19 protein-coding genes are annotated in these 23,555 nt (G+C 56.6%); 5 read left to right on the forward strand and 14 right to left on the reverse strand.

Features of this window, described 5'->3' with window-relative positions; all coding sequences use genetic code 11:
- Entirely contained in the window at positions 1–1,998 is a 1,998-nt protein-coding gene (gene accC, locus PG1C_RS13190; protein WP_202635195.1) for an acetyl-CoA carboxylase biotin carboxylase subunit, read from the forward strand.
- Positions 1,999–2,091: 93 nt separating this feature from the next.
- Here the strand turns inward: accC and PG1C_RS13195 are convergent, their stop codons facing one another.
- The 7 genes from PG1C_RS13195 to PG1C_RS13225 all read right to left on the reverse strand — a co-directional run bounded on the left by PG1C_RS13195 (position 2,092) and on the right by PG1C_RS13225 (position 11,236).
- Positions 2,092–2,568, reverse strand: coding sequence for a VOC family protein (locus PG1C_RS13195; protein ID WP_202635196.1), 477 nt, complete (start codon positions 2,566–2,568; stop codon positions 2,092–2,094).
- Positions 2,565–7,622 (reverse strand): hybrid sensor histidine kinase/response regulator, encoded by a 5,058-nt coding sequence (locus PG1C_RS13200; RefSeq protein ID WP_202635197.1) that lies wholly within the window; start codon positions 7,620–7,622, stop codon positions 2,565–2,567. Before PG1C_RS13200 ends, PG1C_RS13195 begins: the two co-directional genes overlap by 4 nt.
- A gap of 10 nt (positions 7,623–7,632) precedes the next feature.
- Entirely contained in the window at positions 7,633–9,630 is a 1,998-nt protein-coding gene (locus PG1C_RS13205; RefSeq protein WP_202635198.1) for a methyl-accepting chemotaxis protein, read from the reverse strand.
- Positions 9,631–9,660: 30 nt separating this feature from the next.
- Positions 9,661–10,200, reverse strand: coding sequence for a chemotaxis protein CheW (locus PG1C_RS13210; protein ID WP_202635199.1), 540 nt, complete (start codon positions 10,198–10,200; stop codon positions 9,661–9,663).
- Positions 10,193–10,576: a response regulator gene (locus PG1C_RS13215; RefSeq protein ID WP_269464906.1), complete on the reverse strand. Its 384-nt coding sequence runs from the start codon at positions 10,574–10,576 to the stop codon at positions 10,193–10,195. Before PG1C_RS13215 ends, PG1C_RS13210 begins: the two co-directional genes overlap by 8 nt.
- Positions 10,573–10,968 (reverse strand): response regulator, encoded by a 396-nt coding sequence (locus PG1C_RS13220; RefSeq protein WP_202635200.1) that lies wholly within the window; start codon positions 10,966–10,968, stop codon positions 10,573–10,575. Before PG1C_RS13220 ends, PG1C_RS13215 begins: the two co-directional genes overlap by 4 nt.
- 82 nt (positions 10,969–11,050) lie before the next feature.
- Positions 11,051–11,236 (reverse strand): rubredoxin, encoded by a 186-nt coding sequence (locus PG1C_RS13225; protein WP_202635201.1) that lies wholly within the window; start codon positions 11,234–11,236, stop codon positions 11,051–11,053.
- A gap of 169 nt (positions 11,237–11,405) precedes the next feature.
- Between PG1C_RS13225 and thiD the strand changes: the two genes are divergently transcribed.
- Genes thiD through hemL form a run of 3 tightly spaced genes read left to right on the forward strand, consistent with a single transcriptional unit; the run spans position 11,406 to position 14,277 of the window.
- Entirely contained in the window at positions 11,406–12,284 is an 879-nt protein-coding gene (gene thiD / locus PG1C_RS13230) for a bifunctional hydroxymethylpyrimidine kinase/phosphomethylpyrimidine kinase (RefSeq protein ID WP_202635202.1), read from the forward strand.
- Positions 12,285–12,296: 12 nt separating this feature from the next.
- The gene (thiE, locus tag PG1C_RS13235) at positions 12,297–13,004 is read left to right on the forward strand and encodes a thiamine phosphate synthase (RefSeq protein WP_202635203.1); all 708 of its coding nucleotides are present in this window, start codon (positions 12,297–12,299) and stop codon (positions 13,002–13,004) included.
- Positions 12,994–14,277 (forward strand): glutamate-1-semialdehyde 2,1-aminomutase, encoded by a 1,284-nt coding sequence (gene hemL, locus PG1C_RS13240; protein WP_202635204.1) that lies wholly within the window; start codon positions 12,994–12,996, stop codon positions 14,275–14,277. Before thiE ends, hemL begins: the two co-directional genes overlap by 11 nt.
- 129 nt (positions 14,278–14,406) lie before the next feature.
- Here the strand turns inward: hemL and corA are convergent, their stop codons facing one another.
- The 5 genes from corA to PG1C_RS13265 all read right to left on the reverse strand — a co-directional run bounded on the left by corA (position 14,407) and on the right by PG1C_RS13265 (position 20,359).
- Positions 14,407–15,765 carry a magnesium/cobalt transporter CorA gene (gene corA / locus PG1C_RS13245; RefSeq protein ID WP_202635205.1) on the reverse strand — a complete coding sequence of 453 codons (1,359 nt, stop codon included), beginning with the start codon at positions 15,763–15,765 and terminating at the stop codon, positions 14,407–14,409.
- A 68-nt stretch (positions 15,766–15,833) separates the two neighbouring features.
- Positions 15,834–16,532: a monofunctional biosynthetic peptidoglycan transglycosylase gene (gene mtgA / locus PG1C_RS13250; RefSeq protein WP_202635206.1), complete on the reverse strand. Its 699-nt coding sequence runs from the start codon at positions 16,530–16,532 to the stop codon at positions 15,834–15,836.
- Positions 16,529–17,383, reverse strand: a complete 855-nt coding sequence (aroE, locus tag PG1C_RS13255; protein WP_237218198.1) for a shikimate dehydrogenase — start codon at positions 17,381–17,383, stop codon at positions 16,529–16,531. The genes mtgA and aroE overlap by 4 nt, the downstream gene beginning before the upstream one ends.
- Positions 17,373–18,260: an energy transducer TonB gene (locus PG1C_RS13260; RefSeq protein WP_202635207.1), complete on the reverse strand. Its 888-nt coding sequence runs from the start codon at positions 18,258–18,260 to the stop codon at positions 17,373–17,375. Before PG1C_RS13260 ends, aroE begins: the two co-directional genes overlap by 11 nt.
- A gap of 11 nt (positions 18,261–18,271) precedes the next feature.
- Complete coding sequence (locus tag PG1C_RS13265) at positions 18,272–20,359, reverse strand: ribonuclease catalytic domain-containing protein (protein ID WP_202635208.1); 2,088 nt, start codon at positions 20,357–20,359, stop codon at positions 18,272–18,274.
- A 440-nt stretch (positions 20,360–20,799) separates the two neighbouring features.
- Here PG1C_RS13265 and PG1C_RS13270 point away from each other — a divergent pair, with 440 nt between their 5' ends.
- Positions 20,800–22,026, forward strand: coding sequence for a porin (locus PG1C_RS13270; RefSeq protein ID WP_202635209.1), 1,227 nt, complete (start codon positions 20,800–20,802; stop codon positions 22,024–22,026).
- Positions 22,027–22,094: 68 nt separating this feature from the next.
- On the opposite strand, the gene PG1C_RS13275 is transcribed toward PG1C_RS13270, so the two are convergent.
- Positions 22,095–22,685, reverse strand: a complete 591-nt coding sequence (locus tag PG1C_RS13275; RefSeq protein WP_202635210.1) for a YqiA/YcfP family alpha/beta fold hydrolase — start codon at positions 22,683–22,685, stop codon at positions 22,095–22,097.
- A 21-nt stretch (positions 22,686–22,706) separates the two neighbouring features.
- Positions 22,707–23,534, reverse strand: coding sequence for an undecaprenyl-diphosphate phosphatase (locus PG1C_RS13280; RefSeq protein ID WP_202635211.1), 828 nt, complete (start codon positions 23,532–23,534; stop codon positions 22,707–22,709).
- Positions 23,535–23,555: the final 21 nt, after the last annotated feature.

A 23,555-nucleotide genomic window follows, 5' to 3' on the forward strand; every position in this document is an offset into this window, starting at 1 on the left:
ATGTTTAAGAAGATCCTAATTGCGAACCGGGGGGAAATTGCCTGCCGCGTGATCAAAACAGCCCACAAGATGGGCATCAAAACCGTGGCGGTGTACTCAGAAGCCGACCGCGATGCGCGCCATGTTGAACTCGCCGATGAGGCAGTTTGCATCGGCCCGGCGGCCTCGAAAGAATCTTATCTGGTGATGGACAAAATCATCGCCGCCTGCAAACAAACAGGCGCCGAGGCGGTGCATCCGGGCTATGGTTTTCTTTCCGAAAACGCGGAATTCTCGCGTCGGCTGGAAGAAGAAGGCATCATTTTCATCGGGCCAAAGCACGAGTCGATTGCTGCGATGGGCGATAAAATCGCTTCCAAGAATCTTGCGTTAAAAGCTCGTGTCAATGTCATCCCCGGCTACAACAAAGCGATCAACACGCCAGAACAGGCAGTTGAAATTGCCAAGGACATTGGCTACCCGGTGATGATCAAAGCCTCGGCGGGCGGCGGCGGCAAGGGACTGCGCGTGGCTTACAACGACCAGGAGGCGCACGAAGGGTTTACTTCTTGCACGACTGAAGCCAAAAATGCGTTTGGCGATGATCGCGTGTTCATTGAAAAATTTATCGAAGAGCCTCGCCACATCGAGATTCAGCTCATCGGCGATGCGCATGGCAACATGGTGTATTTGTGGGAACGCGAATGCTCGATTCAGCGCAGGCACCAGAAAGTCATTGAAGAAGCGCCATCGCCATTTCTTGATGCAGCCACCCGCAAAGCCATGGGCGAGCAGGCTGTGGCACTGGCCCGTGCGGTGAACTACCAATCGGCTGGTACGGTTGAGTTTGTGGTTGGCAAGGATAAAGGTTTTTATTTCCTCGAAATGAACACCCGGTTGCAGGTGGAACATCCGGTGACGGAAATGATTACCGGGCTTGATCTGGTCGAGCTGATGATTCGCGTTGCCGCCGGCGAAAAGCTGCCCATGACGCAAGAACAGGTCAAGCTTGATGGCTGGGCGATGGAATGCCGCATCAACGCTGAAGACCCGTTCCGTGGCTTTCTGCCTTCCACCGGTCGGCTGGTGAAATACATTCCACCGCCGGAGAGTGCCGGTGCCGTGCGCGTTGATACTGGCGTGGCGGAAGGCGGCGAGATTTCGATGTTTTACGATTCAATGATCGCCAAGCTGATCGTGCATGCGCCCACCCGCGAAGAAGCGATTACCCGCATGCGCGATGCGTTGAACCGTTTTGTGATTCGTGGCGTTTCATCCAACATCGCTTTTCAGGCGGCGCTGATGCAGCACCCGCGGTTTGTCTCGGGTGATTTCAACACCGGCCTGATCGCCGAGGAATACCCGAAAGGTTTTGACGCAGCCGATGTGCCGCACGATGATCCCGCCATGCTGGTCGCCGTTGCCGCCGCAATGAACCGCCAGTTTTTGAAACGTAACGCCACCATTTCAGGCCAGATGCGTGGGCACGAGTTTCAGCCGAGCAGTGATTTCGTCGTGCTGATCGGCAAGGAAAAATATCAGGTGAAAGTCACGCCCGCGTCAGCGCGAGAAGAGGGATGGGATGTTCAATTCGCTGGCCAGCACTACGCCGTGCGCTCACGCTGGCAATTTGGTAATCCACTGTACCTCGGCGCCATCAATGGTGAACCGATGTGCATGCAGGTTGAGCGCCGCGGCCTGGTGTATCGCCTGTTCCACTGGGGCGTGCAGGCTGACGTACAGGTGATGTCAGCACGTACGGCCGAGCTGCATGCGCTGATGCCGGTGAAATCCGCACCCGATATGTCCAAGTTTTTGCTGTCGCCCATGCCGGGGCTACTGACACAGATTGCGGTGACGACGGGGCAGGAGGTCAAAGCCGGTGAAATCCTGGCCAAGATTGAAGCCATGAAAATGGAAAACGTGCTCAAGGCCGAGCGCGATTGCGTGGTGGAAAAATTGCTGGCCACGCCGGGCGAGAGCCTGGCGGTTGATCAGCCGATCATCGCCTTCAAGTAAAAAAGTCGGCGCTGGCGAGACGGTGAAAAACGCGGTGGATTGTGGTTCTGCTGCCGTATCACCAGCGCCGACTTTTGGTGTTTAGCGAATAGCCTAACCAGCAATGCGCGCAAAAGCGTCGATCACCTCAGGCGGGGCTTGCACCAGCTCAATCAGCACGCCCTCACCCGCAATCGGAAATTGCTCATTCGCCTTGGGGTGCAAAAAGGTAATGTCGTAGCCTGCTGCGCCTTTGCGAATGCCGCCGGGTGCAAAGCGCACGCCTTGTTCTGTCAGCCACTCTACCGCACGCGGCAAATCGTCTATCCATAGTCCGATGTGGTTGAGCGGCGGTTCATGCACGGCGGGTTTTTTCGTGACATCGAGCGGCTGCATCAGGTCAACTTCGACCTTGAACGGGCCGCTGCCCAGCACCGCAATATCCTCATCGACGTTCTCACGCTCGCTGACGAAATTGCCTGTGACCGACAGACCAAACATGTCTATCCAAAGACGGGAAAGGCATTGCTTGGATGGGCCGCCAATGGCGATTTGTTGAATACCGAGTACTTTGAAGGGGCGGGGGGTCATGAGCGTGTTCCTGTGTGAGTTGTTTTTTGATCGCAATAGCCCGCGATGAGGGCGAGCAATTGGTCTTCGTTATAGGGCTTGCCCAGGTAGTGATTGATACCCACATCCAGGGCGTGCTGACGATGTTTATCGGCAGTACGCGAGGTAATTGCGATGAGTGGAATCCCTGCCAGACGCGCATCGGCGCGAATGTTTCGTGACAAATCGAAGCCGTCCATGCGCGGCATTTCAATATCAAGCAGCATCACGTCAGGCAATGCTTCGCGTAACTGTTCGAGCGCATCGACGCCATCTTTTGCAGTCAACACACGGTAACCCTGCCGATCCAGCAAACGGCTGGTGACCTTGCGCACCGTGAGCGAATCATCCACCACCATGACCAACGCCCCTTTAGGTTGCGCGGGGGCATCCTCTTTTATGCCGGCAATATCGATGGGGTGTTCTGCGGCTCGGGCAAGAAGAACGACAGGATTCACCAGCAATACCACTTCGCCATCAGCCAAAACAGTGGCACCAATCAACCAGGGTATTCGAGCCAATTGCGGGCCGATGGGTTTAACTACAATTTCCTGGTTCCCCAACAAACCATCGACTTCAAGCGCGATGCGCCCCGTACCGCTTTTGATTTGCAATAGCCACGTGCGTTGCGCCGAGACTGGCGCGGCATGACGCTCTCCCAAAAGTTGCGGCAGATAGTGCCAGGGATAATGCGCACCCTGCCATTCGTTGCCGCCTGCCTGGCGAATGGCGGCAATCGCATCCGGTTTGAGCTCATTCACTTGCTCGACCATCGCAGAGGGAATAGCGTAATGCCGGTCGCCCATGTTCACCACAACCACCTGCGCCACCGCCATGGTTTGTGGCAGCGTGAGCAGAAATGTCGTGCCCTCGCCTACGGTGCTACGCACATCAATGCGACCACCAAGCGTAGTAGTTTCATTCTTGACCACGCCCAGGCCCACACCACGTCCGGACAACGCCGTGACTTCGCTCGCTGTAGAAAACCCGGGGTGAAAGATCAGGGCAGACAACCGCGCTTCATCGGTGGCCGCACTGCCTGCCTCACTTGAAAGTAAACCCTGCGCAACCGCCTGCTGCCGAATGCGCGAGTAATCGAGGCCTGCGCCATCATCTGCAAGGCTAATCACAATGTCATTGCCTTCTTGCGCCAACGTCAGGGTGATCTGGCCGATCTCCGGCTTGCCAGCGGCTACACGCTGCGCTTTGGCTTCGATGCCATGCGCAATGCTGTTGCGCAGCAGGTGTTCTATTGGCCCGGCCATTTTTTCAAGCACCGACCGATTCATCTCGATCTGGCCATTGTGAATATCCAGATTCACGCGCTTGTCGGCGTCTTTGGCCGCTTGCCGCACGACCCGATGCAAGCGCTCAGCCAAGCTATCAAAAGGCATCATGCGCGCGCGCATCAGATGCTGTGAGAGATCGCGATTAAGCCGTGCCTGCGCCATCAACGCCGCATTGGCATGATTCAGATTGAGCAATAAATTGTGCTGCACCGTGGCGACATCATTTACGCTTTCTGCCATCATCCGCGTGACTTCCTGGAAGCGAGTGAAGCGGTCAAATTCGAGCGGATCGAACAGCTGCGCATGATCAGCAGCAAGCGCCTGCTGCGATTGCATTTGCGATTCCGCCTGGATTTCTACTTCGCGCAATTGGCCACGTAGCCGCAACACACTTTCGGTGAGATCAAGCAGCGTCGCTTTAAGCTCGCGCAGCTCGCCTTCGATGCGTGTGCGCGCAATAGAAATTTCGCCTGCATCGTTCACCCATTGATCCACCAGATCGGCACGCACACGCAACACGGACTGGTTACCGGTTGCAACGGGTGTCGCTTGTGACACGCCGGATGGCGCAGTAACTTCTTCATTAAGTACGGTGGCTTGTCCACTGGCATTAGACGAAAAATCCGACGTAAAGTCAGCCGTCTTGGCCAGCCCGTCATGACGCAAGCCATCCAGCAAACTTGCCGCGTGATCGAGGGAAACTTCCAGCCCATCAATAATGTCTGGCGACACGTGTTTTTTTATCAGCGCATCTTCGATGCGAGTTTCCATCGAATGCAGCAGATCCCCGCACGTCATAGCCCCGGCCATGCGCGCACTGCCTTTCAAGGTGTGAAGCGCGCGCGCCAATGCTTGCGTCACATCAACATCACCCGGAGCCGCACGCCAAGCGCGCAAATGCTCCCCGATTTCACGCACCAGATCGGTACTCTCATCAAGAAAAATAGCCAGCAGATGGCTATCTATTTCTTCTTCGCTCTGCTGGATGCGTGGATACGCCGGCTGCTCGTTCAGCCCATGCGCTAACGCTGATGGTTCAGCGGCTAGAGCATCCTGCGCCTTGGGCATCGGCATCATGGCATTGAGCGTAGCGGCCAACGCACCTTCTTCTCCCGGCATGCGGCGCTCTGCCACCGCTCCCAGCATGCCGGCGAGCGCACCGGCACACCGGGCAAACACAAAGCGTTGCGTATCGCTCGGTAGGGTGGCGAGCTGCTCAAACCGCATGAGCGCATTTTCCAGGGCATGCGCTAAATGATGGATAGGCAAAAATCCTGTGGCTGCTGAAATGCTCGCCAGCGTGTGCGCAGCACGAATCACCTCCTGGCGTGGAACAGTTTCCTGGCCCAGTTGCGCTTGCAGCGTGGCGGAGTACCCGCGCGCTTCGTCCAGATACAAGCTATACAGTGCGGGCGATACGTCGACTGTTCCCACACGTACGGGAGGCAACTCAGGAAAAGCAAATACCTCGGCTGATTCTGTGGCCGGTAGCGAAGGGGTTTCTGCTGTTTCTACTAATAGTTCAGCCGCCGCTGGTGATTCCAGTTCTGTGATTTTTTCCGGTACGTCAACAACAGGAACTGTTGGACTAATAGGGCCAACAGGACTAATCGGCGCGGCAAAAGTCGGTGCTGGTAATCCGCCGCTGAGAGCGGCACAGCATTGCAACAGCTCACTCAGCCCCGGCGGGGTGCCCTGACGCAAACCCTGCAGGGTAACCCACTGTTGAAAAACATTCACGGCGTGGTCGAGCATGGCGAGTAAATCTGGTGTGACGACACGTGCTTCGTCCAGCCAGCGATTCATCACTTGCTCAACCGACCAAGCTGCTTCGCCCAGATCATGCAGACCAACCATGCGACCACTGCCTTTTAACGTGTGAAAGCCACGGCGCAAAATCACCAAACTATCTTTATCGTCTGGCGCGGCATGCAAATGCGGCAAATGCGCAGAGAAAGTGCCGAGTATGTCGCGCGCCTCCTCAGTGAAAATATTTCGCAGTTCCGCATCGAGTGCGTCGGCTTCTGCATCCGGTGGTGCAGATGGTGCATAGTTTTCAGTGGCAGTTTGCGCACTATCTTCTGTAGCGACACCTTCGATTGCCGTGCCAAAAAAAGACTCTGGACTGGCGGGGCCCAACGCAAGCTGAGAAACAAAAAACCCGATCGACAACAGTTTTTGCGCTACCCGATCAAAATCTTCTCGTTGAGGGATAAAGTTTGGCTGAGCAAACTGCTCAAACGTTGCGACACATTCATCGAGCACCGCAATAGCGCGGGTTTCATCCAGTGTGACCAACGCGTCTTTAACCTGTTTCAGCGGCGTCTGTAGCTCATTCAACCGATCCTTCCGCGAAGGATCGCGGAAGAAGCCATCTAACACCTGCTCGATTGCGCCCAAATTAACATGGATTTCATTGGCGACAGATTCGAGTAGCAGCCGCCCCGGCGCGCGTTGTGGCACGGCATCAATCAAGGATGCTTCGGGTGCCACCAGTGCTTCACCAGAAGCCACTTTTGAAAGACGGGCAACGGCCACATTCACCTGCTGGGCAAAATCATCCCCCAGCAAAGAAAAATGATCCAGGGCGGATTCCGCCAGATGCAATACGCTGGTCATTTCCATTGCCAGCGCCTCGGTATGTCGCATGGGATTGCGACGCAATAAATCAGCCTGCTCGCAGATCGCGGCGGTCAGCTGTACATAAGAAAACTCGTGCGTTGCCGCCGCTTCATCGGCCAGCCACTTGGCATGCTCGTGAAAAGACACCAAGGCAGCAATCGTGCCATCGCAGAGCTGGACCCAGTCTTGCCGAGCAGCGGCTACCAGCTCACGCAAACGGCGTATGTGTTCGTCCCGCCGACCGACGGTTACGGGCGCCGCGGGTATCAGGCTTTCCAGCCTGTAAGCGGCACGCACCACGGCGAGCGCTGCGTGGCCCTGCTTTGCAGTGGCGGCTAAATACAGTGCCTCACGCAAGAAAGGGGCGGGCACCTCGGGTACGCCATCCACCAGCTTTTTGATTTGCGAGGCAAGACGCAATAAAAAGCGTCTTGCCTCAACCACATCCGGCAAGCCATCGGCACCTAATGCATCCAGCACACCCAGCGAAACCCACCAATACGCGCGTGCGGCGGGCGTCGTGCGCGTTAGCTCGATCAAGGTAAGCGAGGCTTTCATCTCGCTGATACCTTTCGCGTCAGCTTTGATCCATTTCAACAGACCCCGCTCGAAATCTATGCGCGCAGCGCGTAAACGCAATGCCAATGCCTCGCCCGTCAATGGCTCGGGTTCGCTCTCGCGCCTAGGTGGCCGCTGCGTCAAGTCAGGGAAAAACAGCTCGCTTGGACCCGGCTCGGGTAAGCCCCGTTGCACTACCAGGGCCCGATAGCTAGGCAACAGTTTCAGCGATTGATGCGCTCCTCCCGCCATCAACTCATCAAGATAAAGGCGCAGCGCAGCGATGCCCTCTTGAATAACCAGCACGGCAGCCGAAACATCCGCCACTTTCTCTTCAATAACGGCAAGCAGCAGTTGCTCAACGGCCAGAGAAAACTCAGTGACTCCATTCAAACCGACAATAGCCAGGGCTCCATGCACCTGATGCAAGCTGGCAGAGGCTTTCGTTAAAAATGCGTCTTCAGGATGGGTTGCATAGGCGGTGAGCTCGGTCCTGGCCAGATCAAGCGCCAGATCAATTTCGCCTTTCACCCAGGAAAGTGGTCCGATATCCAATGCTGTGGCCATGAGCAGTTACCTATACTGTGAACCCGGCAACCGAGCCCTTCAACTCAATCGCCAATTGTGCCAATTCGGATACCGCCAGGGCAGTTTGTTGCGTGCGCGTGGTGGTTTGATCGGTAATTTCGAGAATATGCTGCATCGACGTCGCCACCTGCGTCGCACTTTGTGCTTGCGTTTGAGTTGCCAGAGCAATGGTCTCAACACGCTGCGCAAGATCTTGCGAAACAGTATAAATTTCAGCCAGCGATTGGCCTGCTGCATCAGATAAACGCGCACCGGCAACCACGCCTTGCGTTGAATACTCCATGGCAGCCACCGCATCGTGAGTATCCGCCTGAATCGTCTTGACCAGCGCAGCAATTTGCTTGGTTGCCTCGCCCGAGCGCTCAGCCAAACGCTGCACTTCTTCGGCCACAACCGAAAAGCCGCGCCCGGCTTCTCCAGCGGATGCTGCCTGAATGGCTGCATTCAAGGCCAACACGTTGGTCTGCCCGGTAATATCAGAAATGAGTTCAACAATCTCGCTAATCTCCTGGGATGACTCGCCCAGTCGTTTGATCCTTTTAGCCGTCTCTTGCATTTGCCCCCGTATGTCGTGCATACCGGCAATCGAATCCGCGACTGCCTGCGCGCCTTTTTGCGCAACAGCTACCGATACGCGCGCTACATTGGCCGATTCCTGCGCGGACAACAATACGCCTTCCATAGAATGGACTGTTGCCAGCACCACCGCGCTGGCATGTCGAATTTCACTCGCTTGCGCATCCGTTGCAGCCAGCAGCTCGCGTGAAATATTTTGCGCAACACCCGTGGTGCGCGTCACCCGCTCAGAGGCATCGTTTAATCGACGCACCAAAACTGCAAGCTCTTCAATGGCGTAGTTCACCGAATCAGCAATCGCGCCAGTCACATCTTCATTCACGGTTGCGCGCACAGTCAAATCGCCATCAGCGAGATCACTCATTTCATTGAGCAGCCGCAAAATAGCATTTTGCGTTTGCTCCTGTTCGGCCTCTGCGATACGACGCTTTCGTTCCACCTCGACACGGCGGCGCGCGCTGTCACGTTGGTAAAGCCTGACCATCAACAAGAAAGTCAGCAGCGCCAGAGAACCCATCATCGCCACGGCCAGAACCATCAGTTTGGGGGTGGCATATTCGCGCGTGTAAGCTGCGATCAGTTCATCTACCGCCAACGCCAGTGCATCCGCCTGCTGTTTAATTTCAGCCCCTGCAAGGCGCGCCTGGCGCAAGGATTTAACGTCGCCAGACAGCGTGTTGATATGCATTTGCAGCGCATTTAACTCATTAATCAGCAGCCCGCTGCCCGGCGACAGCTCTCGTGCCACTTTAATTTCCGCGCTTAATTGGAACAGAGAATCCTCATTGAAATCGGTGGCCAGCGGCCAACGCGCGAGGGTATAAAGAATGTGTTCAACCAGCGTAGGCAATCGCCCGCCAGCAGCCTCTGCTTCTGCCATCATCGCCGGCCCCTGGGTGAGCGAATCAGCCAGCATCTGACCCATCAAGCGCATGGGTTTTTGTTGTGTCAGGAGTGTTGCAATCAGGGTATCGTGTGTGTGCCATGTCTGGCGCAAGGCGTTCAGCATCGTGCTCACTTTGCCACTGGTAGGGGGCACCGATACACCGTCCACCTCACCGCCTTGAGTCAAATCATCAAGCAACGAATCAAACGCCTGGCGCGTCGCACTCAGCTCTTCAAACCCGCCCGCTTCACCGCGTAATGCGTTTTGCGCCGCCTTGGAAATTTTCTGTACCAAAGGACGCAAATGACTGGCAACCGCCGCGTAGGATGTGCTACGCACCCCATTTTGAATGTACACATACATCAAAGCTGTTGTCAGCAAAACACAAACAACAAACAGCATGCCCAGAATACGAAACTGCATATCCAGCGCTACCCTGCTCAACGTTTGCGCTCCGGGCGAGCTCGCCTTGCCAGCAGAAGACTTACGCGGTCGATTGAATAAAGTGCTCACACTAAATGCCATAAAAGAAGATTTTCCTGATCATTGCCACGCTTACCGCGTCACATCCAGGAAATTGGGGTCAGCGAATAAGGCGGCAATATCCAGGCATGTCCAACAAGTACTCGTGGAGGCATCTTGCAAACGTTCTCCCTGCCAAGCTAGCGTCTCAGTAGCGCCGACTTTTTCGACGACTTGTAAATCATTACCCGCACGTAACCCCCACGCGCGCTGCACCAGCAATGCACTATACGTTCCCTCGCGCACTCCCATCAGGAGCAAACGAGCTTGTGCCGTCCGTGGCGTCGGCTCACCACCACGCCAGATTGAAAAATCCACGACGCTGAACAGCGTGCCGCGAATATTGGCGATACCCGCAAACCACGGTCGGGTCAGGGGCACCGACGTGAGCGCTGGCAGCGGCAGAACCTCGCCAGATTCGGCTAGATTAACCAGCCAGCGGCATCCCCCAGGCAAATTCTCGGTGCCTGATTCGATATCTAGCCACGACTCCTTTGCCTCGTGCGGCTGCGCCGTCTGCAAGCGCTCGGCAAGTTGCGTTTGATAACCGCCCAAATTACCTTGATCACTCATGGGCAACTCCGAGGGCGGCGATCTTGGCAAGCAAAAGAGGCCCCTCCACGGGCTTAGTAACATAGTCAAGAGCACCCTGGCGTAAACCCCAGGCTTTATCCGATTGCTGACTCTTGGTGGTGCACATGATGATGGGAATATTTTTAGTTGCTTCGTCTCGCGACAACTGCCGTGTGGCCTGAAAGCCATTAATTCCCGGCATCACCACATCCATCAAAATCAAATCTGGCTGAAGGTTTTTTGCGCGCGCGATACCCTCTTCGCCATTATCTGCGGTGAAAATCTCGAAATGACCTTCGGCAAGAATCTGGGTTAGCAAAAAACGCTCAGTAGGCGAATCATCAATGATTAAAACTTTCTGAATGCCCCTGGTCATAGATTTTCCCTGATCTGCAGGGCAACTGCATTGAGCAGATTATCTTTAGTAAAAGGTTTGGTTAAATACTCATTGGACCCCGCCGCCTGGCCACGGGCACGATCAAACAACCCATCGCGCGAGGACAGCATAACTACTGGCGTAGCAGCAAAAAGTGAATTTTTCTTGATCAGCGTGCACGTTTGATAGCCATCCAAACGCGGCATCATAATGTCGCAGAAAATAACCGCTGGTCGATAATCATTGATCTTCGCCAGCGCATCAAAACCATCATCTGCCAGCACCACATGAGCACCCGCTTGCGCAAGAAAAGTCTCCGCAGTTTTACGAATGGTATTCGAGTCATCAATCACCATGACGGTGATGCCGGAAAGCACTGATTGCGTTGTCATATCATTGCCATTGCATCATGCGGTTTTCTCTCCGCAGACTACCGGCATCGAGCACTCACGCGGTGGAGTACACACCCTCACATCAGGCCTCCACCATCTCAAAATCGTCCTTGCGCGCATTGCAATCAGGGCAAGTCCAGTTGGGCGGCACATCCTCCCATCGTGTTCCTGCGGGAATGCCATCCTCTGGCCAGCCCTCGCTTTCATCATAGATCAAGCCACAAATCAGGCACAGCAGTTTGCGATAAGGTTGTTCGGTAGTAGCCATAGTGCATAGTGCGCTGTTGAGTTAAAATTAAAAGCATATTAACTCAAGCTGCCTGCTATGGTTATCCTCGGCGGTGGTTATCCTTGCATATCCTGCCGAGCCCATCAAAGTCTGCCATGTGCCGCCCTGTAAGCACATAGCCCAAAATAACCACACCAGGTAAGAGTGCATGAATACCACGTCACCAAAAAATGAATCGCCACCCATTGTCTTAACCTTCGCTGGGTCTGACCCCACTGGCGGGGCAGGTTTGCAAGCTGATATTCTGACCCTGGCCAGCCTCGGTTGCCACCCGCTCAGTGTCGTCACCGCGATCACTGTGCAGGACACCGCCGGGGTCGAGGGCATCCTGCCCATGGAGGCAGGCTGGGTAGCCGATCAAGCACGCGCGCTACTTGAGGACATGCCGGTGGCTGCGTTCAAAATCGGCATGATTGGTAGCGTAGAAACCATTGCGGCTATTGCCGAAATCGTTGCCGATTACCCTGAAATCCCCCTTATCCTCGACCCTGTGCTCGCCTCGGGGCGGGGCGATTCGCTCGCCGATGAAGAAATGATCGAAGCCCTGATTGGTCTGCTGTTGCCGCAAACCACTGTGCTCACACCCAATAGCCTGGAAGCGCGCCGCTTAGTGCAAAAGTCTGAAGAAGAACAAGACGATGCCCAGCAGAGCCCGGACCTTGCCGGTTGTGCGCATCAGCTGATCAATGCGGGTTGCGAATATGTCCTGATTACCGGTACCCACGAAGACACACCGCAAGTGGTCAACACGCTATATGGCAGCCATGGCGTCGTGCGTACTGATCGCTGGGAGCGGTTGCCCGACAGCTATCATGGCTCTGGCTGCACGCTGGCAGCCGCCATCGCCGCACACCTGGCCCATGGCATTGATTTGCCCGAAGCCATATTCGGCGCACAGGAATACACCTGGCAAACGCTAGCCGCAGGCTTTCGCCCCGGTATGGGACAATTCATCCCTGACCGCCTTTTTTGGTCACGCGATGATGACGATAACGATGGCGATAACCAAGAAGCAAACCAGGCCTAGCGCCTTTTACGCATGAAAAAACTCTCTGGCCTTTACGCAATTACCCTTGACGACGCCCTGCTACCACGGCTTTCGGCACTGGTTCATGCCGCGCTGAAAGGCGGCGTGCCGTTCGTTCAATACCGCAACAAAACAGCCTCGCGCCCGCTGCGCCGTGCGCAAGCAGCCGAGTTGCTGCGCATTTGTCGCGCGACCGGTGCCAAGCTCATTATCAATGACGATATCTGGCTAGCGATCGAGATCGGAGCCGATGGCGCGCATATTGGTCGCGATGATGCGCCTGGCGGCTCGCTCACCGCCGCGCGCAACGCACTCGGGCCACAACGCATTCTCGGCGTCTCGTGCTACAACGATCTAGCCCGCGCGACAGAAGCCGCCGCTGCGGGTGCCGACTACCTGGCGTTTGGCAGCGTTTTCGCCTCGCGCACCAAACCCGACGCCGCCCATGCGCCGCTGGAACTCCTGACTGAAGCCAGGCAGCGATTCAACCTGCCCATCGCCGCCATCGGTGGCATCACGCTGGACAACGCACCGGCTGTGTTAGCTGCTGGCGCTGACCTGTTGGCTGTTGCCAGTAATCTGTTCGATGTGATGGATATTCAGTCACGTGCAGAAGCGTATGGCAACTTATTTCGTCCCGCCGCAATTCGCTCAACCACAGCCGATCCCTCGTCAGCCTCTCACCGACCCGCGCATAAAGCCATCCGCCATGACCGCTAACGAAACGCTCTTTGCACGTGCACAGCGCACTATTCCCGGCGGCGTCAATTCACCCGTCCGCGCGTTTCGCTCGGTCGGCGGCACACCGCCATTTTTCACCCGTGGCATGGGTTCGCGAGTATGGGATGCGGATGGACACAGCTATATCGACTATGTGGGCTCCTGGGGGCCGCTAATTCTCGGCCATGCTGATCCGGCGACAGTACACGCCGTGCAGGCAGCTGCGGCCAATGGTTTATCGTTCGGCGCCCCCACGGAAGGTGAAGTTGAACTCGCCGAATTGCTGACCCGGCTGGTTCCCGGCATGGACATGGTGCGCCTTGTCTCCTCTGGCACGGAAGCCACCATGAGTGCGATTCGTCTGGCACGCGGGCATACCGGCCGCGACACCTTGATCAAATTTGAAGGCTGCTATCACGGTCACAGCGACAGTCTGCTGGTCAAAGCAGGCTCGGGCATGCTGACCCTGGGCAACCCATCGTCCGCCGGTGTACCGGCCGATCTGGCACGCCACACGCTCGTCCTCAACTACAACGATGTTGAAGGTCTGCACGATGTCTTCGCCAATGAGGGCGACCGCATTGCCGGAGTGATTGTTGAACCGGTCGCCGGCAATATGAACCTGATCACTCCTCGACCTGAATTTCTTGCCACCTTGCGTGAGCTGTGCACACGCTACGGCACGGTACTGATTTTCGACGAAGTGATGACTGGCTTTCGTGTCGGGCTCACCTCAGCGCAAGGACTGTATGGCATCACGCCGGATCTTTCCACCTTCGGCAAAATTATCGGCGGTGGCATGCCCCTGGGCGCCTTTGGCGGACGCCGCGAAATCATGGAAAAAATCGCCCCGCTAGGGCCGGTGTATCAGGCGGGCACGCTCTCGGGCAACCCCTTGTCTGTTGCGGCGGGCCTGGCAACTCTCAGGCAACTGGAAGCCCCGGGTTTTTACGCCGCTCTGACGGAAAAAACGCGTGCATTGACTGAAGGCCTCACGGCTGCAGCAAAGCGCCAAGGCCAGCGCTTTTCGGCGCAGGCTATCGGCGGCATGTTCGGGCTGTATTTTGCGGCGACCCCGCCGGGCACCTATGCTGAAGTCATGGCAATGGATACAGCCGCCTTTAACCGTTTTTATCACGCCATGCTCGACTTGGGCATTTATCTTGCCCCCTCGGCATTTGAAGCGGGTTTCGTCTCGGCCGCACACACGCCGGCGGATATTGCAGCGACACTTGCTGCGGCGGAAAAAACCTTCGCCGGGCTGGCCGCGTAAAAAGCCGCACCCCGAGGGGACTTCCTGCGGGACGCGCTGGTGGGTGATACGCCTATCCCCTACAATGCCGCGCTACTGCGCAGCGGCTAATGAGTAAATACCAGAGTAAATACCACGCTGGTTGGTTTTTTAGCGCAACCAACCCTTGCGCCGGAATACCGCAAACGGCACCGCGACCGAAATCACCATCAACGCGATGGAATATAAATAGCCGTATGACCATTCCAGTTCCGGCATGAATTTAAAGTTCATGCCGTAGATGCTGGCGATCAGCGTGGGGGGCAACAACGCGACCGAGGCCACCGAAAAAATCTTGATGATCTTGTTCTGGTTAATATTAATGAAGCCCACCACCGCATCCATGAGAAAGTTGATCTTGTTAAAAATGAAAGCCGTGTGGCCATCGAGCGATTCAATATCGCGCAGAATCTGCCGTGCATCTTCATGTTGATTGGGCGCGAGCAACCGGCCACGAATCAAAAATGACAACGCACGGCGCGTATCCAGCACATTGCGCCGGATGCGCCCGTTCAAGTCTTCTTCTTTGGCAATATCCGCCAGGATCGAGGCGGCTTCCGCGTCGGTCACATTGGTGCTTAACACCTTGCGGCCAACCGCCTCGAGCGCGGCATACACGTCCTCCAGCGCATCGGCGGAATATTCCACATCAGCGGCATACAGATCCAGCAATACATCTTTGCCCTCAGACACGTAGCCTGGCTGAATACGCGCGCGCAACCGTTGCAGACGAAACACCGGCAGCTCTTCATCACGCACTGAAAACAGAATGTTCTGATGCAGCACAAAAGCCACCGGCACGTTGCGCGATTCATCGGCCTTGTCGAGCAAAAAGTCGGAATGCAAATGTATTTCGCCGCTGTCTTCAATGTAAAAGCGTGCGGATTCTTCCAGATCGGAAATGTCATCGGTATCCGGCAGTTTGAGGTCAAAAATTTCCTTGATCCATGCGCGCTCTTCGGCTGAAGGGGCGATCACGTCGACCCAGATCGGCTGCGTTGCGGCAAGCCCTGCGCGGCTTTCCACGGGAATCTGCCGCAGGCGGCCATTGTGTAACTCAAACGCATTGAGCATGATGGGCTTGCGGCGAGAAACCTGTGTCGCGGCAAGCGTTTCGCGCACCGCCTCTGATAGCTCGTCAAGAATTTCAGCGCCTCGATCAAGCGCAACCAGATCCCACACCAGCAGGCTTTCATCCTGAGGCAGTGCTTCCAGAATGCGCGCTACATCCGCTGTGGGCATTTGCGTCAGCTTTTCACGCAGCGCATTCAAGTGCTGCTTATGCACCATGGTTTCGATCAGCTCCTGGCGCGGCATATCCTGCCGATGCACCAGGTTTTCCACCCGCTTTTGCCGTGCCAGCAGCGTCTGCACTTCGCGCAGGCTGTCTTGCACCTCGGCCAGACGATGCGTATCGTTTGGCGGGGCGCTGTTGTCCGGCGGGGTCGAATCATCGATAGGCGAGGTCATGGTCGCGATTTCCGGCACGGGAGTCGGCAATAGCGCCATTGTAGCTGCACAACATTACGCTGGCACCATTACGCTGGCACTTCAGCATAGCGCATGCGCCCCAGGATGCGCTGCGTGCGGTGGTTGATATAGGCGGAATACGGGTTTTTTTCAAACCGCCGTGGCGCAGGCAACATCACCGCCAGGCGCGCTGCCTGCGCGGCAGTCAACTGGCTGGCAGAAACGCCGAAATAATGCCGCGCGGCGGCTTCTGCCCCGAATATGCCCTCGCCCCATTCGACCTCGTTGAGATACACCTCCAGAATGCGCCGCTTATCCCACAATAACTCAAGCCACAGCGTAATGATTGCCTCTTCGCCCTTGCGCAGCGCCGATTTATTGGGTGAGAGCAGCAGGTTTTTAGCCAGTTGCTGCGTGATGGTTGAGCCGCCCGCGACCACGCGCCCTTTTTTCTGGTTTTTCTGAATGGCTTTTTGCATGCCATCCCAATCAAAACCTTCGTGATCGATAAATTTATCGTCCTCGGCTGCCACCACAGCACGTTTTAACTGAATGGAAATTTTCTCGTACGGCACCCATTGGCGATGGAGCTCAGCCTGCGGATTTTTTTCATGGATTTCCGCCAACTGCTGGCTTTGAAAACTGGTCGTGCCAGGGTCCACCCACTTCCACCAGGCCACCCAGCCCAGATACCAGAACTGCCACAACAGCAGTAAACCGATCATCCACGCCAGGCCGAGTTTCAGCCAATGCGGGGCGGACCTCATGCGTTCAAGCGGGGGGTCAAATGCACATTCAATTGCGCACGTAGTTGAGCACGCAGCGCAGCCAATACAGGCGCAGTGTCAGGCCGCATGCCACGCCAGACATAAAATGCTTCAGCCGCTTGTTCAACCAGCATGCCCAGGCCATCGGCCACGCGCGCACCCGCCGCGCGCGCGGTCTGCATGAAGGGCGTCTCAACGCCATACACCATCTCGTAAGCCAGGGCATCCGGCGAAAAAGTCGGCGTTGGTAATGCGGCACCGGAGAGTCCGGCCGAGGTGGCATTGATCACGAGATCGAAGGTACGCTGATTTAAGTCATCAAACCCGCCGCCGGTCACACCCAATACGCCCGCCAGAACCTGCGCCTTGTCAGCGGTGCGGTTGGCAATAAACAGCTCCGCCGGGTTTTGTTCCCGCAACGGAAGAATCACCCCACGCGCAGCGCCCCCTGCACCCAGCACCAGCACGCGAAGGCCTGCCAGCGGCACACCAAGGTTAGCGACCAAATCGCGCACCAACCCGGCGCCATCGGTGTTGTCACCGCGCAGGCCATCGGCGGCGAAGCTCAAGGTATTCACCGCGCCTGCGGCCTGGGCGCGTGGCGTGAGCTGCCGGGCAAAGTTAAAAGCCTCAACCTTGAACGGCACGGTGACATTCGCCCCTTTACCGCCAGCGGCAATAAACGTATTCACCGCCTCGGCAAAGCCATCCAGCGGCGCACAAATCGCCTCATACCGGATGTCCTGCCCGGTTTGTGCGGCAAACAGCGCATGAATTTTTGGCGACAAACTATGGCTGACGGGGTTGCCAAACACCGCGTAACGTTCAGCTGGCATACATTCAGTTGGCATGCAATTGATCCTGGCGAGTAAACGACCATGTGCGCGTAATTTCGATGATATCCGTATCGCGCCGTATCGCCGCCGGAAAAGACGCATACGGCGCGGCCATTTTGACAATGCGTACGGCAGCTTGATCCAGCACTTTTTGCCCCGAAGATCGGTTGATCTCTACCTGATCCAACTCGCCATCACTTTTGATCACTACCGTCAGAACCAGGCTGCCGTACAGCTGGCCTCGGGCGGCGGCGGGGTAATTCAGGTTACCAATGCGTTCAACTTTCTGCCGCCAATCTTCGACATACTGAGCGAAGCGATACTCCTCCACCCGTGCGCCGATAAATTTTTTGCGTGGCCGCTGGTTGTATTCCTCCATGCGCCGCGAAATTTCGCCTTCGATACGCGCAACCGCCAGGGCGCGGGTGGCTAAATCAGTGCCCGACAGCACGGGAGCTGCCAAGGGCGTAGGCATCTGGGGTGCAGTTTCTTGGCGCACCGTCTGGCGGCTATTTAATTGCTTCATCATCTGCTGCGTCTGCGCTTCAAGCTGCGCTACACGTTGTTGCGCCTGGATTAAATCGTCCCCTTGTTTGCTCTGCATCGACGGGGGCAGCGGCGTTTTCGCGCGGCGGTCGTCTTCCGTTGTGCCACCGCCATCCAGCGATGTCTGCGCGCGCGCCTGAGCTTTGCTTGGCCGATAGCGGCTTTTGCTGTTGACCAAAATAACATCCAGCGCTCGTTCCGTTGTTTTTTTCTGCCAATCTGGCGGCATGAAATTCACAACGAGCAGCCCGGCATGCGCCAGCAGCGAGGCACACAACGCCCACGTCAGGTTGCGTCGAGAAGCCATCATTGCGGTAGACAAAGGCGATGCGGGCGCAGCGAACATGGAGAAAGATTCTACCCTGCAGCTGCGGCATCCTCATCCGCAGACAACGCGGCCTTGGTTGTCACGCCAGTTGCTACATGAGTTGCTACAGGGTTTACTACATCGGCAGCAACATCGTCTGCGTCCCCGCTTTCCCCATCAGCCGCTACATCCACGATCACCCCTGCCACAACCTCAACAAACCGCACGCGAATTTCTGTGGTCAAGAGGTCTATGCTCTCCACGGTGAGGCGCACCCGTGCGCCGCGCGGTGCCACGCCGAGCTCGGGCAACGAGGGCACGCGCAGCACCAGCGGTAAATCCATGGCCCGTACCAGCGATTCTTTCAGCACCACGGCTTCCAGCGTGCGCGTATCCGTCTGCGCCAGCCAACGCAAACACCAGTAGCGTTCCATGTGGCGCTGAAATTCAGCATACGCTGCGTAAGTCAGCTCAAAGTCGCGCAATGCGGCAAATAGATCCGTTGATGGCGCCGACTGTGCCACGAATGGCGGCGGCTCGTTGCGCAGCCAGGCAATCAATTGCCATTGATTGACCAGGTCAGCATATCGCCGCAGCGGGGAAGACGACCATGCATAACACGCCACGCCCAGCCCTTCGTGCGCAGCGGCCACGGTGCTCATGCGCACCTTGCCGCCCGTTTGCACCCGATACAGCGCAGGAATACCCGCGTCGCGCAATTCTCCGCCCCAGGTGGCGTTGGCAAAAATCATCAACTCAGCCACCAGCGTATCCAACGGGCTGCCACGCGGGCGCGCGGAGATGGTGACGACTCCGGGGCCATCCACACCCTGGCCACCATCGCGGCCATCGTTCACCGCCCAATCCACGACGAAGTTGTAATCCTTGCGTCCGCCACTATCGGCTTTATCTTGCTGCCCGCGGCCTGCGGCCAGCACTTGCGCAAAATCCCACAACACCATGAGCTCATCGCGATAGGGGAAATCCGCCAAAGGCTGCGTCAGGGTAACCGCTGCCAGCGCGGTCGCATTGAACAACGGCTCGATCTCATGATGGCGCAAATTCTCGGCGATGGTGATACGGTTCAGTTGCGTGCTGCGCCCCAGCAAACGCAAGTCAGAGGCCACCTCCAGATACAACGAAATCGCTGGCACGGTGCGCCCGGCAGCCAGCGTGAATTGATCCACCACGGCTTCTGGCAACATGGTGATCTTTTGCCCCGGCATATACACCGTGGATAAGCGCCGCCGCGCAATCTGCCCTAAATCCGAATCCGCCGCAAACCCCAGCCCGGGCGCTGCGATGTGCACGCCAATGTGCCAACCGCCCTCTGCGCGCGGCGTGACAGAAAACGCATCGTCAATCTCCGTCGTTGCGGCGTCATCAATACTGAACGCACGCACACTCACCAGTGGCAACTCGTCAGCCGCTGGCACAGCGGGTGCATACGGCGCAAAACCCGTGCCCTCACGAAAGCATTCATACAAAAACCGACCCAGATGATAATCATGAGCCGAGGCCACGGCACCTGCGGCAAGCAATAGCTGCGCTTCGCTTTTACCGCTTTGCGCGGCAGCCTCGGCAAGCGCTTTGGCTTCTGGCCGATTACGATCAGCGGCATATAACAGTTGCGGCAGTTGCGCTTTAAATTCTTCCGGCAGGCGGCCCGCCACGAGTTCGGCTGCCATCCGTGTGATCGCTTCGGCCTGTAAGCGCTTTTTTTCCAGCCCGGCCAGCGCTGCCTGCAAAATCTCGGGCGGCGCCTTGAAATAACGCCCGCGCCCCTTGCGGTGAAAATACATCGGCGCTGAATGCAGGCACAGCAACACAGCGGCCGCTTGCGCGGGCGTGGCCCCCGCACCAGACCCTGCCCCAAAATATTCCGCCGCTAACTCGGCAAAACCGAATTCTCCGGTGGGGCCGGCTTCCCACAAAAACCCGATCTCAATCTCTTTTGCTGCCGCCTCCGCCTCAGCCAGCAGCGCGGCAGCCGCAGGCGTCTCAAACCGCAACAGCACGTGCGCAGCCTTCACCTTGACGCGACGGCCAGTGGGCAGGGTGACTTGCAGCGAACCCACATTGTCGGCCAGCACGACACCCGCGCGAAATACGCCATCCTCTTCAAACAGGACATTCATAAAAAAGGGGAAAATAAAAAAAGCAGGAGCGAAGAATTATACGGGTGGGTGCCGCGTGGCGAGCAACCGGACGGTACGGGGCGACCCTGACGAAACTCGCGGAGCAAGCAAGATGAACCCGCAGAAACAAGCCCCAAAGACAAGCCCCCGGCAGCACCTGTTCGCTGCCTGTTGGTTATCTGTTGCAAAAAACCAACAGATTTGCCGAAATCCCCCCGGTTTGGTTGATTTTTGTTGTCCTGCACCCAGATGCCTCGCATAATCCACACACCTTTTCGGTAATTCACTGTTATCGACAAGTCGCCATTGACAGTGGCAACACGTGAAGCCATTGTCGGTTGTGCTTTTAGATTTGTATGTCGTTTGTAGTTTGTAGTTGCTTAAAAAGAAGTTATCGCAGTTCAATTCGCAGTTCAATTTTTATCTTTTAGGAGTTCCTCATGCAAAAGAAACTTATCGCTCTGGCTATCGCCGGTCTTTCCAGCGCAGCTTTCGCGCAAACCAATGTGACGATCTACGGCGTCGCCGACGCATCATTTGATGTCATCCGTGTCAGCGGTGGATCAGGCGCCCTTTCGGACAATACCCCTAACTTCACCCGTGTGTCGACCAATGGTTCCTATATCGGCTTCAAGGGTACGGAAAACCTGGGCAATGGCCTGAATGCCATTTTCCAGTTTGAATCCGATGCCAAGTTTGATAACGGCGGCAGCCTGAGTACCGGCCGCGACAGCTTTGTTGGCCTGTCTGGCAATTTCGGTAAAGTGTTGTTGGGTACGCTGACCGCCCCGACCCGCGCCCTGGGTGCCCGTCTGGACGTGAACACCGGCGAAGGCATCGGCAGCAACACCGCTATCCTCGGTAAACTGGGTGGCGGGCTGGCATATGGAAACTTGCAGAAAACATTGATCAACGTAGGCAGCATTGCGAGCGTGACAGACTACAACCTTAGTGGCCGTTCGAATGACACCACTTCCCTATTCGATAGCCGCCACAAGAATTCGATCGCTTATGTTTCCCCCTCGTTCTCCGGCTTCCAGGCAAGTGCTGTCTACATGGCCAATGAAAACAAGAGCGAAGGCGCTGCTGCTTTTCCATTTGGTCCAATTAACACTTCAGCCTATGATCTCGGCCTGACCTATGACAATGGCCCGATATACATTGGTGGTACTTATGCTGAGCTGCGAGTGAAGAACGACAATCCGATTCCTGTCCTATTAGTAGTAGGAGGCCTACCTTCGGATACCAAGGTGAAAGAAGCGCGTTTGGGCGGCATCTATGACTTCGGCATGGCCACCATCCGTGGTCTTTACGCCCGTACCAAGGTGGAAGGCGGCGGGACGGATGTCAAGCAGAATGTCTGGGGTCTTGGTGCCACCTACAACGTGACAGCCAATGGCCGCATCACCGCCCAGTACTACCGGGCCAATGATCTGGATGGCACACCGACTGATGATGACACCGGCGCCAAGTTCTACACGATTGGCTATGAGCACAGCCTGTCCAAGCGCACGATGCTGAAGGCCAACTACACCTACCTGAAGAATGACTCGATGACCTCCACCAATGGTAATGGTGGTTATGACTTTGGTTACAACTCGTCCGGCTTTGCTGGCGACGAGATCAAAGTCTCCGGCCTACAACTCGGCCTGCGTCACGCGTTCTGATCCGGCATTGCTGTTGTAATACAGCCGGTTGAAACTAAAACGGGCAGCCTTTCGGGGCTGCCCGTTTTTTATTGCGGGCGCCAGTCGATGATCTCGTCCAGATAATCGTTCCAGCGCGTAAAGCTGTGGTCGCCGCCGGGCAACACGGTTTGCCGCGCACCGGCGTAATATGCGACGGCCGCGCGGTAATCGAGGGTTTCATCGCCTTCTTCGGCCAGCAGCCAGAAGCGTTGCGGCTGGCTTAAGCGCGGTAACTCGAGCGCGCGCAACTCATCGATGTGCTGAAGGGTGAAATCGAATGGTTCGCCGGTGTAAAGCCAGCGCTGCGGGCCGACAAAACTTTCCAGCGACAGGCGGGCGACTACGGCGGGATTCACCAGCACGGCGTTGAGATTGAATTTTTCCGCCAGCCAGGTGGCGTAAAAGCCGCCAAGCGAGGAGCCGACCAGCATGATTTTCCCATGGGTCGCCGTCTCACCATCGCCGACTTTTTGCCGCATGATGATTTGCTCCGCCAGCGCAAGCGCTGCGGCGGGCGAAGCGGGCAGTTGCGGGCAAACGAAATCAGCCGCCAGCCCGCGTGCTGCCATGCGCTCGCCGAGCGCGCGCGCCTTGACTGATTGCGGGCCGCTGGTAAAACCGTGCAGGTAGAGAATCATGTCAGCCTTACCTCAATTAAATCAAGCGGCCCACGTCACCCAGCCCCAGTGCCACGAGGCGAGAATCAGCAAACCAAAGCCAATGCGATACCAGGCAAACGGGGTGAAATCGTGGTGCGCAATAAACCGCAACAGCCAGCGCACGCAGACGAAGGCAGACACAGCCGCCGTGACAAAACCGATAATCCATAAATCAAGATCTTGCCACCTGAGCAGTGCGCGGTCGCGATACAGCTCATACATGCTGGCCAGAATCAGCGTAGGCATGGCCAGAAAGAATGAAAACTCGGTTGCCGCGCGGCGCGACAAACCATACAGCAGGCCACCAATAATCGTGGCGCCCGAGCGTGACGTGCCGGGAAACAAGGCCAGCGCCTGGAACAAGCCCATCACCAGCGCATCTCGCGGGGTAAGCGCTTCGATGGTTTCGATGCGCACGGTATGCGTGCGCCGCTCTGCCCACAGTATGACCAACCCGCCGCCGATCAACAGGCTGGCCACGACGGGTGCGGTAAATAAATGCGCCTTGATGACTTTGCCAAACGCCAGCCCAAGCACGGCCAGTGGCAAAAAGGCGATGGCGATATTAAGGACAAAACGGCGCGAGGCTGGGTCATTACCTTGCCACACACCGCGCCCTATCTGCGCCAGGCGCTGGCGATATTCCCAGCATACGGCGAGAATCGCTCCGGACTGGATGACAATCTCAAACAGCTTGCCGCGCTCGTCGTTAAAATCAAGCAGAGAACCGGCAAGAATCAGATGGCCGGTGGATGAAATGGGCAAAAACTCGGTAAGCCCTTCGACAAGCCCCAGAATCAGGGCTTGCAGGTGTGGATAGAAGTCCATGAAATGAAATTTCCTTTTATG

Origin of the sequence: Rugosibacter aromaticivorans, assembly GCF_000934545.1 — a bacterium.
In the GTDB taxonomy this organism is placed as follows: Bacteria; Pseudomonadota; Gammaproteobacteria; order Burkholderiales; family Rhodocyclaceae; genus Rugosibacter; species Rugosibacter aromaticivorans.